The sequence below is a fragment of the Methylothermus subterraneus genome, assembly GCF_054656915.1.
Map to the genome: position 1 here is coordinate 140,680 of NZ_BAAHXK010000003.1, position 14,466 is coordinate 155,145.

Sequence of the window (14,466 nt, forward strand, 5' to 3'; positions counted from 1 at the left end):
CGCTTTTGGCTATATATGGGCTAAAAGTCGTCAACTCAATAGGAACTTAGGCCATGGTTTCCCTTGCCCCGGCTGCCTCCGTCGTACCCACCAAATATTGGCATAAGCTCCCCGACGGCCGCGTCCAATGCGATCTGTGCCCTAGGTTTTGCAAGCTGCGCGAAGGTCAACGCGGTTTGTGTTTTGTGCGCGCTTGCCAGGACGGCCAGATCGTGCTGACCACCTACGGGCGGGCAAGCGGCTTTTGCATCGATCCGATTGAAAAGAAGCCTTTGTATCATTTCCTGCCAGGGACGCCGGTGCTTTCCTTCGGCACCGCCGGCTGCAATCTAGCTTGTAAGTTTTGCCAGAATTGGGACATCAGCAAGTCGCGGCAGTTCGACACCTTGACCGCGCAAGCGACGCCAGAAACGATCGCGCGCGCGGCCAAAGCGTTGGGTTGCCGGAGCGTGGCTTACACCTACAACGATCCGGTGATCTTTCACGAATACGCCATCGATACCGCCAAAGAATGCCGCAAACTCGGCCTCAAATCGGTGGCGGTCACCGCTGGTTACGTCACTGAAGAGCCGCGCTGCGAATTTTATCGGTACATGGACGCGGCCAATGTGGACCTTAAGGCTTTTACCGAAGACTTTTATCGTAAGATCTGCGGCGGGCAGCTGCAGCCGGTGCTCGAGACTCTTAAATACATTAAACACGAGACCGACTGCTGGCTGGAGATTACTACCTTGCTGATTCCAGGCGAGAACGACTCCGACCAGGAGATCGACGCCATGACCCGTTGGGTAGTGGACCAGCTCGGTCCCGACGTTCCCCACCACTTCAGCGCTTTCCATCCCGACTGGAAGATGCTCGACAAGCCGCCCACATCCTTGGCTACTCTGATCCGGGCGCGGAAAATCGCTTTAAAAAACGGCTTGCGCTACGTCTATGTAGGCAACGTGCACTGTCCCGAAGCCGACAGCACCTTTTGCCACCGGTGCGGCCATCTTCTGATCGGCCGCGACTGGTACGTGCTGACGGCCTGGAATCTGAGCGCAGACGGCGCGTGCCGGAAGTGTGGAACGCCGCTTCCTGGGGTATTTGAAAGCGCGCCTGGGGATTGGGGAGCCAAAAGGCACCCGGTGGATATAGCGCGCTTTGCCACGCGCTAGCGGGTAGGTCGATTAGGGTCTAGAATCGTGTTCTGCGCCACGGGGTGGGTCTGGGGATAGTCTAAGGTATAATGCAGACCCCGGCTTTCCTTGCGCTGCATGGCGCTTTTGACGATGAGCTCGGCGACGAGGATGAGGTTTCTCAGCTCCAAGAGGTCGCTGGTCACGCGGAAGTTGCCGTAATACTCGGCGATTTCTTGTTTGAGCAGCTCAATCCGCCGCAAGGCGCGTTTGAGGCGCTTGTCGGTGCGCACGATCCCCACGTAGTCCCACATAAAACGGCGGATCTCGTCCCAGTTGTGGCTGACCACCACCTCCTCGTCGGAGTCGGTGACCTGCGACTCGTCCCAAGCCGGAAGAGGCGGGGGAGGCGGGAATTCGGCCAGCCTTTGGCTTAAGTCCTCGGCGGCTTGCTTGGCGAATACGAGACATTCGAGCAAGGAATTGCTCGCCATGCGGTTGGCCCCGTGCAATCCGGTGCAGGCGGTCTCTCCTATCGCGTACAATCCGGGCAGGTCGGTTCGTCCGTGCCGATCGGTCAAGATTCCCCCGCAGGTGTAGTGGGCGGCAGGGACCACAGGAATCGGCTGGCGCGTGAGGTCGAAGCCAAATTCCAAACACTTGGCATAGATGGTGGGGAAATGGCTGCGGATGAAATCGGCGCTTTGGTGGGAAATGTCTAGGTAAACGCAGTCTATCCCCAAGCGCTTCATTTCGTGGTCGATGGCGCGCGCGACGATGTCGCGGGGAGCAAGTTCCGCGCGCGGATCGAAGCGGTGCATAAACGGCTCGCCATTAGGGAGCAAGAGCTTAGCGCCTTCTCCACGCAGCGCCTCGGAGATGAGGAACGAGCGCGCCTTGGGGTGGTAAAGGCAGGTCGGATGGAACTGCATGAATTCCATGTTGGCGATTCGACAACCGGCGCGCCAGGCCATAGCGATGCCGTCGCCGGTCGCGGTGTCGGGGTTGCTGGTGTAAAGATAAGCCTTAGCCGCGCCGCCGGTGGCCAAAATCACCGCACGGGCGCCAAACACTTTGACTTTGCCGGCCGCGCGGTCAAGCACATAGGCGCCGAGCACCCGCTGGGGGGAGCGCTTGAGCTTGGCGGCGGTGATCAGGTCGATGGCGTTGTGAAATTCGTACAGATCGATGTTTGGGTGGGCGCGGGCGTGGTGCAAAAGCGAGGTTTCTACCGCTTTGCCGGTGGCATCGGCTGCGTGCACAACCCGCCGGTGGCTGTGGCCGCCTTCGCGGGTAAGGTGCAGCTTGGTGCCGCCGTCTTCCGCTTCCACTTCCGTGAAGGCCACGCCTTTGTCGAGCAGCCATTGAATGCATTCTTTGCCTTGGGAGACCACGAGCCGAACGATGTCGGGATCGCACAGTCCGGCTCCGGCGTTTAAGGTGTCCTGGATATGCGATTCGATCGAGTCGCGGGCGTCGAGCACCGCCGAGATCCCGCCCTGCGCGTAGAAGGTGCTGCATTCGGCAAGCTCGGTTTTGGAGAGTACCGCTACTTTGGCAAATTCGGCCAGGCGCAGCGCTACTCCTAAACCCGAGGCGCCGCTGCCGATGACTAAGGCGTCGTAATAAAGCGAATCTTGCATGGCCGCTTTATAGCAAAAGGAAAGGGTTTGTGCCAAGCGGCGTGCATTGAATGCGGTTAAGGAAACAGAGATAATGCAAACATTGGACCGCCTATCTTGGACGGTTCGGCGGGGCGTTTGTCAGGGTAGGTAAGGCGCAATCGTCTTTAGATGGAGACGTGGGGTTGAAAGGAAAAAGCCAGTCGGCGATTCAGGTCGATCAGGAACTCATCGAGCGGGTAAAGAAAGGCGACAAAAAGGCGTTTGACCTCTTGGTGCTTAAATATCAGGCGAAGATCATCCAGTTGATTACCCGCTATATCAAAGACCCGGCGGAAGCCTTAGACGTCGCCCAGGAGGTGTTTATCAAGGCCTATCGCGCCTTGCCGAATTTTCGTGGGGAGAGCGCTTTCTACACCTGGCTCTATCGGATCGCCATCAATACGGCTAAAAACCACCTTGCTGCGCGAGCGCGGCGTCCGTCCGACTCGGAAATTGAATTGGAAACGGCGGAACAATTCGAGACGGCGATTCGTCTAAAAGATCAAGAGACGCCCGAAGGCATCTTGTTGAGCGAGGAAGTTGCCGAAGCCGTGCGCCAAGCCATTGAAGAGCTCCCCGAAGAACTGCGTACTGCCATTACCTTGCGCGAGTTTGAAGGGCTAAGCTACGAGGAAATCGCGGAAGCCATGAATTGCCCGGTCGGTACGGTAAGGTCTAGGATTTTTCGGGCGCGCGAGGCGATCGATAAGAGACTGAGGACCTTGCGCGCCGGGATGCGCACTAAAAAGGCCAAGAAACTTGAACCGTCGGCAGAAAAATGACGAGAGGCAAAAGCTCATGCAGGACGATATAAACTGGAAATTGTCTTCGCTCGTGGATGACGAATTGGATCCGAGCGAAGCGATCCGTTTGTTGGAACAGATCTATCAGGATTCCAACTTGCTTGATAAATGGTATGGTTATCAGACCATCCGGCAAGCTTTGCGAGAAGGAGGAGGAATTCGGCCGCAGCCGGATTTTCTCGAACGGGTTCGCGTTGCTCTTGCCGACGAGGCGATAACGTCTGCCGATTGGTCTCGGCAAGAGCGCTGGGCAATCGATTTAAGGCGGTTTAATTTTGGGCGGTGGACTGTGCCCCTGACTTTGGCTGCGGTCGTTGCGGTATTTGTCGTCATAGCCGGCAAGCGGGTAAACCCGCCTGCTTTTACGCCTCAGCTTGCGGACGCAGGTTCTGCGCTGCGATTTGGCGAGAAAAGGCCGAACCGTCCCGCGGGCTCTTCCTTGGAAGATTATTATCTGCTGGTTCACAGCGAAGACAGCCTTTATTTGACCGGACCCCAACATGTGCTTGGCTATGCTCGCATCGTCAGCCATGGCGGGCAGTAGCATGGGGTCTAAAGCGCGTTTGGCGTTAGTCTGGTTGTTTGCCTGCTGGGGCGGGTGGGCGTTGGCGGTGGAAGCCGAACGCCAAGATCCTGCCGAGTGGTTGCGCGCCATGGTCGAGTCTATGCAGCGTCTTGACTACCGTGCCACGCTCGCTTACAGCCGGGACAATCGGATCCAAACCCTGCGGCTGGTGCATAACGTCAAAGACGGCGTCGTGCGCGAGCGTCTGCAGGCTCTTAACGATCCGCTACGGGAGGTCGTGCGGGAGGCGAACAAGGTAACCTGTTACTTCCCGGAACGGCGTACCGTAGTGGTTGAATCGCAAGATTTCTCCCCGGCTTCTTTGCTCGGGGAGTGGTCTACGCAGTGGCTGGGGGAGGCTAAATTCTACCGCCTCGCGCTGGGACGCAAAGGGCAGGTGGCGGAGCGCTCCGCGCGAGAAATCCTCATTGAGCCCGTGGATGCTTACCGCTATGGCCGTCGCGTCTGGATCGATGAGGAAAGCAAGCTGCCGCTTCAGCTCGAGGTCGTGGACGCGGAAGATAACGTGCTCGAGGCGTTTGTCGTCACCGAGCTGGTCTTGGGCTACGTCGACAAACAGGCAAGGAAAGAATCCAAGTCGCATACCGGGACCGAATCCTGGAAAGTGCTCGACCGTATGGACGTTCCGGCCGATCGGCATTGGCAGCTGAGCCAGCTGCCGCAAGGGTTCGTCGAAGTCAAACGCAGCCGCCATCAAGACCCTGCGAGTTCATCTCCTGTAGACCATATCCTCATTACCGATGGGCTGGCTTCGGTGTCGGTCTACATCAAACGCCAAGATGAAAATTCGCAATTAGAATCGGCCCATCGGCGGGTGGGCGCCGTCAACGTCTATAATCGCCTTATCGATGGCTATTTGGTGACGGTGTTGGGGGATGTGCCGCCTGAAACCGTTCGCTTGATCGGCGATGGGGTGCGTCAGGCCGATCCTAAACTCCCATAAGATTCATTTGAGATACTGCTAAAGATTTTCGAGATGAGCGGCGGGCTGCGGCCCGCTTTGGTTTGCTTGTAATTGAACTTAAGACGCGGACCGATGAGACGCAATGGTTATAGATTAATGGGATGGCTCTGGCTGTGGCTGCTAAGCGGGTGCGCGCTTGCCGAGGGCTTGCCGGATTTTACCGGCCTGGTGGAGCAAACAAGCCAAGCGGTAGTCAACATCAGCACCGCCAAGAAGCTCGAGCCGGAAGACATGCCCCAGCTTCCGGAAGGGATGGAGATTCCTGAGGGTTCGCCGCTGGAGGATTTGCTCAAGCACTTTTTCGGTCAGCAGGGCGTGCCCCAGGAAACGCGTTCGTTGGGGTCTGGCTTTATCGTTTCTGCAGACGGTTATATCGTCACCAATCATCATGTAGTAAAAAACGCGGCCGAGATCATCGTGCGGCTGCAGGATCGGCGTGAGTTTGTTGCCAAGCTCGTGGGTTCAGACGCCAAAAGCGATTTGGCGCTGTTGAAGGTAGAAGCGCAAGATTTGCCGGCAGTCCGAATCGGATCGGCGAATAACTTGAAAGTAGGCGAGTGGGTGGTGGCGATTGGCTCGCCGTTTGGATTTGACCATTCGGTCACCGCAGGTATCGTCAGCGCCAAGGGCAGGAGCCTTCCGGGCGACAACTACGTGCCGTTCATCCAGACCGACGTGGCGATCAATCCGGGCAATTCTGGGGGGCCCTTGTTTAACCTAGCGGGCGAGGTGGTTGGGGTCAATTCTCAGATCTACAGCCGCACCGGGGGATTTATGGGGCTGTCGTTTGCGATCCCAATCGATATCGCCCTGGAGGTGATCAATCAGCTCAAGACCCAAGGCAAAGTGATTCGCGGTTGGCTTGGGGTGCAGATTCAAGACCTGACCCGCGAGCTGGCCGAATCCTTTAAGATGAGCCGCCCGTATGGGGCCTTGATCGCACAAGTGTTGCCAAACAGTCCGGCGGCGCAAGCGGGCCTGCAGGTAGGCGATGTCATCGTGGAATACGACGGTCAGCCGATCGAGACCTCCGCGATGCTGCCGCCTTTGGTGGGCGTCACCCCGGTAAGCAAATCGGTGCCGATTAAAGTGCTGCGGGAGGGGCGCACGTTGCCGCTGCTGGTGAAGATCGGTGAGCTTCCAGAAAAAACCGAGGAATCGGCGGTCGCGCAGGTGGAAGAGGATGCGGTCAAAATCCAAGCTTTGGGTTTGCTGGTCGCCAACCCTTCTGCAGAAGAGCGCGCCCGCTTTCAGGTCGAGCAAGGCGTGGTCGTGCGCCGGGTCTTGGCGGGACCTGCAAGCGAGGCCGGAATACGTGCGGGCGATCTGCTGTTGCGCTTAGGCACCGTGCCGATTCGGGATGCGGCAGACCTTGAGCGGCAATTAGCCCGCTTGCCCAAAGACAAACCGGTGGCGGTCTTAGTCAAACGGGGAGAAGATTCTTTATATTTGGCTTTTAAAGCTCGATAGGTCTTAGGACGAAATCGAAGTGACCGTGACGCCTTTAAGCCGTATTCGCAACTTTTCCATCATCGCCCACATCGACCATGGCAAATCGACCTTGGCCGACCGGTTCATCCAACTGTGCGGCGGTCTTGAGGATCGGGAGATGAGCGAGCAGGTGCTCGATTCGATGGAGATCGAGCGCGAGCGGGGAATCACCATCAAAGCCCAGAGCGTGACGCTGAACTATGTGGCTGAGGACGGGGAAACCTATCAGCTCAATTTCATCGATACCCCAGGCCATGTGGATTTCTCTTATGAAGTCTCGCGCTCCTTGGCCGCGTGCGAAGGGGCGCTTTTGGTGGTGGACGCCGCCCAGGGGGTAGAGGCCCAGACCGTCGCCAACTGCTATACCGCGATCGAGCAAGGGTTAGAGGTGGTGCCGGTGCTGAATAAAATCGATTTGCCTGCCGCCAATCCGCAGCGGGTCAAGCGCGAGATCGAGGAGATCATCGGCATCCCGGCCGACGAAGCCCTAGAGATCAGCGCCAAGACCGGCTTTGGGGTAAAGCAGGTGCTGGAGCAGATCATCGCTAAGATCCCGCCGCCGACCGGGGATGTGGACGCTCCCCTGCAGGCCCTGATCATCGATTCCTGGTTTGACAACTATCTGGGCGTGGTTTCGCTGGTGCGCGTGGTCAATGGCACCTTGTCTAAACGCCAGCGCATCGCTGTGATGTCTACCGGCAAGATTTATCAAGTCGATGAGGTCGGCGTGTTTACTCCCAAACGCCAGACGAGGGAGGCGCTGCGCGCTGGGGAAGTCGGATTCGTGGTGGCTGGAATCAAGGACATCTTCGGGGCCCCGGTGGGCGATACCATCACTTCCGCCGATCGTCCCTGCGCTCGACCCTTGCCGGGGTTCCAGAAAGTCCAGCCCAAGGTGTTTGCCGGTCTTTATCCGGTCAGTTCTGAGGATTACGAAAATCTACGCGAGGCCTTGTACAAACTGCGCTTAAACGATGCGGCGTTGCAGTTCGAACCGGAAACCTCCAAGGCGTTAGGGTTTGGTTTTCGCTGTGGCTTCCTCGGGATGCTCCACATGGAGATCGTGCAGGAACGGCTCGAGCGCGAGTACGAATTGAATTTGATCTCCACCGCTCCGACCGTAGTGTACGAGGTCGTGACGACCAAAGGAGAAACGCTTGCAGTGGACAATCCCGCCAAGCTGCCGCCGCCCAATCAGATCGAGGAGATCCGCGAACCGATCATCGAAGCCAATATTTTGGTCCCGCAGGAATACTTAGGCGCGGTCATTGGCTTGTGCATAGAAAAGCGGGGAGTACAGAAAAACCTGCAATTTTTGGGCAGTCAGGCCGCTTTGACTTTTGAATTGCCGCTTAGCGAAGTGGTGCTCGATTTCTTCGATCGGCTTAAATCGGTTAGCCGTGGCTTTGCCTCCTTTGACTACGAATTCAAGCGTTTCCAGGCAGCCCCCATGGTCAAACTCGACATCCTCATCAACGGCGAGCGGGTGGATGCCCTGTCGTTGATCGTGCACAAAGACCGGCTTGAAACGCGTGGCCGGGAGTTGGTGGAAAAAATGCGGGAGTTGATTCCCAGGCAGATGTTCGAGGTGGCGATTCAAGCGGCGGTCGGAGCTAAGATCATCGCTCGTTCCACGGTCAAAGCGCTGCGTAAGAACGTGACTGCCAAGTGTTACGGTGGGGACGTTACCCGCAAAAAGAAATTGCTGGAGAAACAGAAGGCGGGTAAAAAGCGCATGAAACAGATCGGCAAGGTGGAAATTCCCCAGGAGGCTTTCCTGGCTGTGCTCAGGGTGGGTCAGGAATCGGGATAAGAAGGATCACCGTATGGATTTTGACTTTGAGTTTGTGCTTTTGCTCGGTACTTTGCTATCAGGGGGGATTTGGGGCGGTTGGCGGCTGTGGTCCCGCAAGGCTGGAGCGGTAAAAGAGCCGCTGGTGGTCGAATACGCCCATTCTTTTTTTCCTATCTTATTTATCGTGCTCTTGTTGCGCTCATTTTTGGTGGAGCCGTTTCGAATCCCTTCTGGGTCGATGATGCCGTCTTTATTGGTAGGGGACTTCATCCTGGTCAACAAATTTCTCTACGGCATTCGCCTACCGGTCATCCACACTAAAATACTGGACGTTCGCGAACCGAAACGGGGGGACATCGTCGTCTTTCGCTATCCGAACGATCCGTCGGTGGACTATATCAAACGCATCGTCGGCCTGCCGGGAGATCGCATCGCTTATTATCATAAAAGGCTGTACATCAACGGCGATCCGGTACCGCTTAAGCCTTTGGGTCCCTATTTGGGGGTCGGCCAGAACCAGCGCTATAACGGCGCGATGATGTACGAAGAAGAACTGGGAAAGGTCCGGCATCGGATTTTGATCATGGAAGGCCAACCTTCGGTGGAAGGCGAGTTTATCGTCCCCAAAGGGCATTATTTTGTCATGGGCGACAACCGTGACAACAGCAACGACAGCCGCTACTGGGGGCCGGTTCCGGAAGGCAATCTGGTGGGCAAGGCGTTTTTGATCTGGATGCACTGGGAGCCTAGCCATCCAGGCGTTGTGTTCGAGCGCGTTGGAACCTTGCTGGAATGAGGCGACTTATGGGGCTTAAGCGGCAAGGCGGGATGACTTTATTAGGGACGCTGCTGGTCCTCGGCCTGATCGGTTTTTTTGCTTTGTTGACGTTGAAAATTTTGCCGATCTATCTGGAACATTTCAAAGTCCTAAGCTCTTTGGAGTCGCTTAAAAGGACCCCGGAGTTGGCCGGACAGTCCGCGCACGAAATTCGCAATCTTCTGCTCAAGCGTTTGGATATTAATATGGTCGAGAACGTGCGTCCGGAACACATCCGGGTGGTCAAACAAGGGGGGATTACCCGCGTAGAAGTGAACTACGCGGTGGAAAAGCCGCTTTTTGGCAACTTGAACGTGATCGTTTATTTCGATGACAAAATCGAAGCGCGCGGGGAGTGAGAAAAATTTACAATTGCTGTGCGTTCAGCTCGGGTTTGAGTTGCGCCGCCTGGAGTTACTCAAGGAGGCGCTCACCCACCGCAGCGCCGGCGGGCGCAACAACGAGCGACTGGAATTCTTAGGGGACGCAGCGCTTGGATTTATTATCGCCCAGGAGTTGTTTCGCCGTTTCCCTCGCGCCCGAGAGGGGGAATTGAGCCGGATGCGCGCCATGCTGGTCAATCAGACGGCTCTGGCTGAGATCGCGCAAAAATTGCAGCTTGGAGACTGGCTCATTTTAGGACCCGGGGAGTTAAAAAGCGGCGGGTTTCGCCGAGATTCCATTTTGTCCGATGCGTTCGAGGCGATCGTCGGTGCCTTGTTCGAGGACCAAGGAATGGAAACGTGCCGGCGGTGGGTCTTGGACCTATTTGAGGCTAGGTTGGCGGCGTTGGATGCAGGGGTTTGTAAGGATCCCAAAACCCGTCTGCAAGAGTTCGTCCAAGCGCGTAGCCGTTCCTTACCGCGGTACGAGTTGATCGCCCAACACGGTGCGCCGCACGCGCAGACGTTTGAAGTGGCGTGTTATGTGGATCTTTTGCCTGAGGCCAGCCTAGGTAAAGGTCCATCGCGCAAGCGCGCCGAACAGGAAGCGGCGGAAGCGGCGTTGGCGAAGTTGTCTTTGACCTTTGGCAAGAGCTTGTGAAAACCGGTTACGTCGCTCTGATTGGCCGCCCCAACGTGGGCAAGTCGACGTTGCTCAACCGGCTGCTTGGGCAGAAGCTCAGCATCGTTTCGCGCCGCCCTCAGACCACGCGGCACAATATTTTGGGAATCAAAACCACCGATCAAGCGCAGATTCTTTATCTAGATACCCCAGGTATCCATCAGGCGGCTTCGCGCGCTTTGAACCGATATTTAAACAAGGCTGCCGGCAGCGCTTTAACAGGCGTGGACGTGGCGGTGTGGTTGATCGACGGCAAAGGCTTTCGCAGCGACGATTGCTTGGTCGCGGAGAAACTCAAGGCCGCCGAAGTTCCAACGATCTTGGCGATCAACAAAGTCGATCGGGTTCAAGACAAGAAGCTTTTGTTGCCTTTAATCGCCGAGGCCAGCGCGCGCTATCCGTTTGCCGCCATCGTTCCCATTTCAGGCCTTGAAGGTATTAACCTGGACCGCTTGGAGCAAGCCATCTTCGAGCATCTTCCCGAAGGGCCGCCGCTCTTTCCTGCGGATCAACTCACCGATAAGCCGCAGCGGTTTTTCGCTGCGGAGATCGTGCGCGAGAAGTTGTTTTATTATCTGGGCGATGAAGTTCCCTATCAGCTGACGGTGGAGATCGAGGCCTTCCAAGAAGCGCCGGATCTTGTCCGCATCTACGCCGTCATTTGGGTGGAACGCGAAGGGCAAAAGCGGATCGTTATCGGCAGGCAAGGGGAAGTGCTCAAAAAAGCCGGGCAAAAGGCGCGTCTGGAGCTGGAGGAATGGCTCGGTCGCCGGGTCTATTTAAATCTTTGGGTCAAAGTCAAACCGGGCTGGTCGGACGACGAGCGCTTGCTCAAACAATTGGGCTATGCCGATTGATCCATGCCCTGGCACGAAGGTTTGATCCTGCACCGCCGCCCCTGGCGCGAAACCAGCCTGTGGCTGGAAGCCTTCACTTTGGACCTGGGGAAGGTTGCCTTGCTCGCCAAAGGGATGCGGCGCGCCAAGGGGGGGAAAGACGGCATGCTGCGGCCCTTTCAGCCGCTTTTGCTCGACTGGCGCGGCAACGGCGATCTTAAAACCCTGACTGCGGTCGAGGCCCATCAGCCTGCGTTTTCATTGACCGGCACGGCTCTTTACTGTGGGTTTTACCTCAACGAATTGCTTTGCCGCTTGCTGCAGCGGCAAGATCCTCACCCAAAGCTGTATTTTGAATATCTTCGCACTTTATCCGAACTGGCGCGCTTGGGTGATCTGGAGGGAAGTCTGAGGCGCTTTGAGGTCCGTTTCCTGGCAGAGATCGGTTACGGCTTGATTTTGGATCATGAGGTAGAATATGGAACGGCGATCGATCCGCAGGCCCGTTACCGTTATGACCCTGAGCGCGGCCCAGTTTTGGACCCGCACGGGTGGTTACACGGCCAGACTTTGCTTGCCCTCCAGCAAGAACGTCTGGATTCGCCGCTTAAGCGGCGGGAAGCCAAGCGGCTTTTGCGTCAGCTGCTCGATTATCGACTGGAGGGGAAGGTTTTAGCAAGCCGCAGGCTGTTTCGTAGGAGTGACAAAGACCCATGGCTAGACCGATCTTGTTAGGCGTTAACATCGACCACATCGCGACGCTGCGCCAAGTGCGCAGGACTTCTTTCCCGGAGCCAGTGCAGGCGGCTTTATTAGCCGAACAGGCGGGCGCCGACGGTATTACCGCGCATCTGCGCGAGGACCGCCGTCACATCCAGGACCGCGACGTCCGCTTGCTGCGGCAGTTGATTCACACGCGCCTGAATTTAGAAATGGCGATCACTGAGGAAATGCTCGCCTTGGCCGCCGAGATTCGCCCGCACGCGTGCTGCTTGGTTCCAGAAGAGCGCGAGGAGTTGACTACCGAAGGGGGGCTCGACGTAATCGGCCGGTTCGAACGGGTACGCGATGCGTGTCGAAGGCTGAGCGCCTTGGGCATTCAAGTGTCGCTGTTTATCGATCCAGAAGAGGCCCAAGTCGAAGCCGCGCATCGCGCCGGGGCGCCGGTGATCGAACTGCACACCGGGCGCTACGCCGAGGCCGGCGGCAGCGAGCAGCAGAGGGAGCTGGCCAAGCTTCAGGCAGCGGCGGCCTTAGGAGCGCGTTTGGGGCTGCAGGTTCATGCCGGTCATGGGATCCACTATCACAACGTGCAAGCTATCGCCCGCATACCCGAAATCACCGAGCTCAATATCGGCCATGCGATCGTCGCCCGCGCGGTGTTCACCGGCTTGACCGAGGCGGTGCGGGAGATGAAGCGCTTGATGGTGCAAGCCCGGGGCTGAAGTAGAGGGGCAAGTCTGACGAAACGGTGCTGAGATGGAGCAGCTACTTGTAAAGCCTACTGGCCAAGCCGAACCTGCCAAGCAGCCGGACGCTTTATTCCTCGCGCGCTTGGAAATTGAGGCGCAACACCGGTTCGTCCGGCGCGTGCTGGCGGGATTGACAGTGTTTTTGCTGTTGTGGTTGGTAGGGCTTTGGTATTTTAACAAATCGTTTTGGGCTCAAGAGTGGCGATCTAAAGGCCAGGTCCCACAAAGCCAAGCTCAAGCCGGTAGCGGTGTCGAAGGCGCTCAAGTCGAGCAGCTCAGCCAGGAGCTCGTCCGCCTGCAGCAGCATCTGAGCAGGACCCTAGGAGACTCTTTGGCCTTGAAACTGGAGACGTTGGAGGAACGGATCCGGACGGGACAAGCCGGAGGGTTTAAGGATCTGGAGTTGATTCAATCGATTAAGGAAGACATCGGCTGGCTGCTCGCCCAAGGCAGCTCAAGTCCTGCGCCTCCAGTTGGCCAAACGGGAATAGCTAAAGGCCCCGATCTTCTCCTCTTGGAACGTTTTAGCCGCTTGGAGACTTTAGTTTATTTGTCTTTTGGGGCATTGGCCGCGATCCTCGTGGCTGTCGGCGGTTATTTTTTCCGCTACAGCATCCAACTTAAACGTCTGCGCGCGGACGTGACTCAGCTTTCGAGCCAACTCCCATCGCCCCGCCGGCCTTAATCGAGCGTTTCGATCCGATTGCGCCCGGCCTGTTTGGCGCGATAGAGCGCTTGGTCGGCGCGTTGGATGAAGTCGGCGAGCGATTCTTGCGCGCGATAGCTTGTGACCCCAGCCGAAAAGGTAGGCAAAGACACCGGGCTGGATTCGGTTTGGATAGATTGGCCGGCAATTCGCTGGCAGATTTTGGCCAGTGCTTGAATTGCTCCGCTCGTGTCCGTACCGGGGAGCAGGAGGATGAATTCTTCGCCCCCGAAACGGGCCACGTAATCGTGGCGGCGGAACACCGCCTGGAGGTGCCCTGCGTAGGCGCGTAGCACGGCATCGCCGATAGGATGGCCATAACGGTCGTTGATCTGTTTGAAATGGTCGAGATCGAGGATCGCCAAAGTCAAAGGGGAGGGATGGCGTTGTACCCGGCCGATTTCCTCTTCTGCGCGCTGCAAAAATGCGCGCCGGTTAGGTAGGCCGGTCAGTTCGTCGGTCAGGCTTAAAGCGCGGGCGCGTTGCAATTCTTGCGTTAAGCGAGCGTTTTGCGCCTGAGCGCTGGCTAGCTGTTGTTGGAGTTGCGCCAGTTGCAGCGCCAATAGGCGCTGTCTGTGCCGCAACTGTTGGGCCTGCTCTTGCAGATCCCGCTGGATTAAGTCCAGCTCTGTGCCCGACTTGAGCTGTTCGATTATCTCCAGGATTTTTTCCACCGCTTTGGCAAAGTGCTCGTTGTTTCGCTGAATGGTTTGGATCTTGTCGCAAGCGGCCTCAGTAAGGCTCGATTTTAGCTGCGGTGGAAGGTGGGGACCTACAGGCAGGTCGCCAATGATTTGCGCGGGCGGTGTAAGGGGCAGCGGACTGAGCAGACCCTGCAGTTCGAGAAGCCCCTGGTGTAGGGTTTCCAGATCGCTCAAGGTCGGTGAGTGGGCGAGCAATTTTTCCAAAAACGCCACGCGCTTTTGGATCGTCTCGTGGCGAAATGCAGGGAGCATTGCCAATTGTTGAAGCAGCGTCTGGATGATGGCCAAATAATGACGCTGATAAGACTGCTGCAATTCGTCTAAAGCGTTGAGGTTTTTTTGCAGATGCTCGATGACTAGGCGCTCCACATCATAGTCGTCGAGCACTTCGAGTTTTTTAAGCAGCTTTTTAATATCGCATGACAGAGTGTTCATCTTATGGCTG

The 14,466-nt window shown here is 57.0% G+C and carries 15 protein-coding genes; 13 read left to right on the forward strand and 2 right to left on the reverse strand.

Annotated elements, in window-relative coordinates:
- The first annotated feature begins 53 nt into the window (after positions 1-53).
- Positions 54-1,157 carry an AmmeMemoRadiSam system radical SAM enzyme gene (gene amrS / locus ACYQ3M_RS04105; RefSeq protein ID WP_460034786.1) on the forward strand — a complete coding sequence of 368 codons (1,104 nt, stop codon included), beginning with the start codon at positions 54-56 and terminating at the stop codon, positions 1,155-1,157.
- Here the strand turns inward: amrS and nadB are convergent.
- Positions 1,154-2,761 (reverse strand): L-aspartate oxidase, encoded by a 1,608-nt coding sequence (gene nadB / locus ACYQ3M_RS04110; protein WP_460034787.1) that lies wholly within the window; start codon positions 2,759-2,761, stop codon positions 1,154-1,156. The genes amrS and nadB overlap by 4 nt on opposite strands.
- Before the next feature lie 164 nt (positions 2,762-2,925).
- On the opposite strand from nadB, the gene rpoE reads away from it, so the two are divergent.
- From rpoE to ACYQ3M_RS04170, 12 genes are all read left to right on the forward strand, one after another.
- Positions 2,926-3,564, forward strand: a complete 639-nt coding sequence (gene rpoE, locus ACYQ3M_RS04115) for an RNA polymerase sigma factor RpoE (RefSeq protein ID WP_460034788.1) — start codon at positions 2,926-2,928, stop codon at positions 3,562-3,564.
- Complete coding sequence (locus tag ACYQ3M_RS04120) at positions 3,542-4,129, forward strand: sigma-E factor negative regulatory protein (protein ID WP_460034789.1); 588 nt, start codon at positions 3,542-3,544, stop codon at positions 4,127-4,129. Before rpoE ends, ACYQ3M_RS04120 begins: the two co-directional genes overlap by 23 nt.
- A 1-nt stretch (position 4,130) precedes the next feature.
- Positions 4,131-5,114, forward strand: coding sequence for a MucB/RseB C-terminal domain-containing protein (locus tag ACYQ3M_RS04125; RefSeq protein WP_460034790.1), 984 nt, complete (start codon positions 4,131-4,133; stop codon positions 5,112-5,114).
- A 117-nt stretch (positions 5,115-5,231) separates the two neighbouring features.
- Positions 5,232-6,605, forward strand: a complete 1,374-nt coding sequence (locus tag ACYQ3M_RS04130) for a DegQ family serine endoprotease (protein ID WP_460034791.1) — start codon at positions 5,232-5,234, stop codon at positions 6,603-6,605.
- Between the two features lie 25 nt (positions 6,606-6,630).
- Positions 6,631-8,439 (forward strand): translation elongation factor 4, encoded by a 1,809-nt coding sequence (gene lepA / locus ACYQ3M_RS04135; protein WP_460034871.1) that lies wholly within the window; start codon positions 6,631-6,633, stop codon positions 8,437-8,439.
- Positions 8,440-8,452: 13 nt separating this feature from the next.
- Positions 8,453-9,217, forward strand: a complete 765-nt coding sequence (gene lepB / locus ACYQ3M_RS04140) for a signal peptidase I (protein ID WP_460034792.1) — start codon at positions 8,453-8,455, stop codon at positions 9,215-9,217.
- An 8-nt stretch (positions 9,218-9,225) separates the two neighbouring features.
- Positions 9,226-9,597 (forward strand): DUF4845 domain-containing protein, encoded by a 372-nt coding sequence (locus ACYQ3M_RS04145; RefSeq protein ID WP_460034793.1) that lies wholly within the window; start codon positions 9,226-9,228, stop codon positions 9,595-9,597.
- Positions 9,569-10,282: a ribonuclease III gene (gene rnc, locus ACYQ3M_RS04150; protein WP_460034794.1), complete on the forward strand. Its 714-nt coding sequence runs from the start codon at positions 9,569-9,571 to the stop codon at positions 10,280-10,282. Before ACYQ3M_RS04145 ends, rnc begins: the two co-directional genes overlap by 29 nt.
- A complete protein-coding gene (era, locus tag ACYQ3M_RS04155; protein WP_460034795.1) occupies positions 10,279-11,160 on the forward strand; it encodes a GTPase Era in 882 nt (293 codons plus the stop codon). Before rnc ends, era begins: the two co-directional genes overlap by 4 nt.
- Before the next feature lie 3 nt (positions 11,161-11,163).
- Entirely contained in the window at positions 11,164-11,874 is a 711-nt protein-coding gene (gene recO, locus ACYQ3M_RS04160) for a DNA repair protein RecO (protein WP_460034796.1), read from the forward strand.
- Positions 11,853-12,584, forward strand: a complete 732-nt coding sequence (gene pdxJ, locus ACYQ3M_RS04165; protein WP_460034797.1) for a pyridoxine 5'-phosphate synthase — start codon at positions 11,853-11,855, stop codon at positions 12,582-12,584. The genes recO and pdxJ overlap by 22 nt, the downstream gene beginning before the upstream one ends.
- A 34-nt stretch (positions 12,585-12,618) precedes the next feature.
- A complete protein-coding gene (locus tag ACYQ3M_RS04170; RefSeq protein ID WP_460034798.1) occupies positions 12,619-13,296 on the forward strand; it encodes a hypothetical protein in 678 nt (225 codons plus the stop codon).
- On the opposite strand, the gene ACYQ3M_RS04175 is transcribed toward ACYQ3M_RS04170, so the two are convergent.
- Positions 13,293-14,456, reverse strand: coding sequence for a GGDEF domain-containing protein (locus ACYQ3M_RS04175; RefSeq protein WP_460034799.1), 1,164 nt, complete (start codon positions 14,454-14,456; stop codon positions 13,293-13,295). The genes ACYQ3M_RS04170 and ACYQ3M_RS04175 overlap by 4 nt on opposite strands.
- Positions 14,457-14,466 lie beyond the last annotated feature (10 nt).